Origin of the sequence: Streptomyces alkaliphilus, assembly GCF_014141535.1 — a bacterium.
In the GTDB taxonomy this organism is placed as follows: Bacteria; Actinomycetota; Actinomycetes; order Streptomycetales; family Streptomycetaceae; genus Streptomyces; species Streptomyces alkaliphilus.
Genome location: NZ_VKHT01000971.1, coordinates 1 through 1,869, shown reverse-complemented (window position 1 = coordinate 1,869; position 1,869 = coordinate 1). Strand labels below are relative to the sequence as shown.

General features: G+C 74.8%; 2 protein-coding genes. Both read right to left on the bottom strand.

All coding sequences use genetic code 11. The features are described from left to right. Nucleotides 1-830 (bottom strand): MazG family protein (locus FNQ90_RS21605; RefSeq protein WP_228471461.1); only part of this gene is annotated, 830 nt, incomplete at its 3' end. An 86-nt stretch (nt 831-916) separates the two neighbouring features. Continuing rightward, nucleotides 917-1,552 (bottom strand): SurA N-terminal domain-containing protein, encoded by a 636-nt coding sequence (locus FNQ90_RS21600; RefSeq protein WP_182607885.1) that lies wholly within the window; start codon nt 1,550-1,552, stop codon nt 917-919. Between the last annotated feature and the right edge of the window lie 317 nt (nt 1,553-1,869).

Sequence of the window (1,869 nt, the reverse complement as noted above, 5' to 3'; positions counted from 1 at the left end):
GGGGCCGGGGCATCCGACCGCCGGGGGACGGCCGGCAACCCGGCCGTGCGGGCCCGGGCCGCCAGCTTCGCGGCCAGCGCCAAAGCCGGCTGCCCCATCGGGACGCCCTCGGTCACCGACCCCCGCGCCTTCTCCGTCGCCTTGGTGCGCAGCCAGTGCTCGCGCACCTCCTCCGGGGTGCTCGCCCGCTCGTCCCCGAACACGTGCGGGTGACGGTGGATCAGCTTGGCGACGATGCCCCCGGCCACGTCGTCGATCGAGAACGGCTCCCCGGTGTGCTCCTCCGCGATCCGGGAGTGGAAGACCACCTGGAGCAGCACGTCCCCCAACTCCTCGCGCAGCTCCTCCCGGTCGCCCGCCTCGATGGCCTCGACCAGTTCGTGGACCTCCTCCAGCGCGTACGGCGCCAGGTCGGCGTGTGCGCGCGCCGAGGACCAGGGACAGTTCCGACGAATCCGGTCCATCACCTCGACCAGGTCCAACAGCCGGGCGCCGGGCAGGTCCCAGGAACCGGGAAGCAGCTCCAGATCGGGCACCCGGAGGCGGCCCGAGCCGGCTGCTCGCGCCAGGTCGTCGGTGAGCCGGTCCTCCCCGTCGGCCGAGGCCACCACCACCACGGTGCGGCCTCCGGCGCAGCGATCGATCACCTCGCGCGCGTCGAAGCCGCCGCCCGGCGCGACCGCCACCGTGATCCCGGCGTCGGCGAGGTGCGGGAGCAGCGGGTGCTCCGGGTCGCGGCACACCACCCGGTCCGCCCCGCGCAGCGCGCGCCACGCCGGGGCGGAGAGCAGGCCGGCGGCGACCCGGTGGCTGGTGGTCAGCAGGACCAGCCGACCGGGTCCGGTCCCGGTGACCCCGGGCGCGGCCGGGTCACCGGGGAAGTCGGGTTCGGGGAAACGACGGGGGTGTGTACCGCTCACCCGCCGAGCGTATCGACGTCCTCCGCGGGCCCGTGCAGCCAGGGCACCTCGGAGTCGACGAGGTTCACCTGCTGCGCGTCCCAGGTGCCGTAACGGGGGTTGACCTCCACCCCGATCTCCTCGGCCAGGTCGACCAGCCGGGCATAGGCCTCCTCGGTGCCCTCCATGCCCTCGCCGCCGATGCCTGCCATCAGCAGGCCGATCCGCAGCTGCTCGTTGATCTGCTCCTCGGCGAGGGGGAGGCCCTGGCCCACGAGCGCCACCTCGGCCAGGCCCTCGGGGCCGCCCAGCTGCTCCTCCAGCACGGCGCGTTCCTGCTGCACCTCGCGGGTGGTGACCGTCACGCCGGCCTCCTCGGCGGCCTGCTCGACCAGGCTGTAGAAGATCATCAGCCCCACCATCTGGCGCTGCAGCGCGGGGGTCTCCTCCACCAGCACGTCCCCCTGCGCGGTGGCGAGCTGCGCTTCCCTCACGGTCTCCACCCGGCTCTGCACCTGAGAGACGGTGATCCGGTCCTCGCCGACCACGGCGGCGGCGCCGGGGTGGGTGTCCCCGGCGCAACCGGTGAGCAGCGGCGCGGCGACCAACAGGGCCGCGGCGGAGACGGACAGTGCGGACGTGCGACGCTTCACTGGGTGCTCCCGGCGGTGGGTCCGATTCCGATGGTGGGCACTAACTCGGCACTCGGCGTGATCTTAGGCACAGCGGGGGGCCGTGGCCACCTGTTCGTCAACGCCGGTCGTCAACCGATCCTCCCGGGGCGGCCGAAAGGCACCGGTCCGGGCGGGTGGGGCGCCGTGCGCACCGGCTCCCCACGGGCCCCGGTTCCCGGTCAGCCCCGGGCCAGCCGGCGGATGGCCGGCGCCACCCGGCGCCGCCCCACCCGGTACAGCCCGCCGGCACCGCGCACCACCAGACGCCGTACCGGCCCCACCGTCCTCGGCTCGGG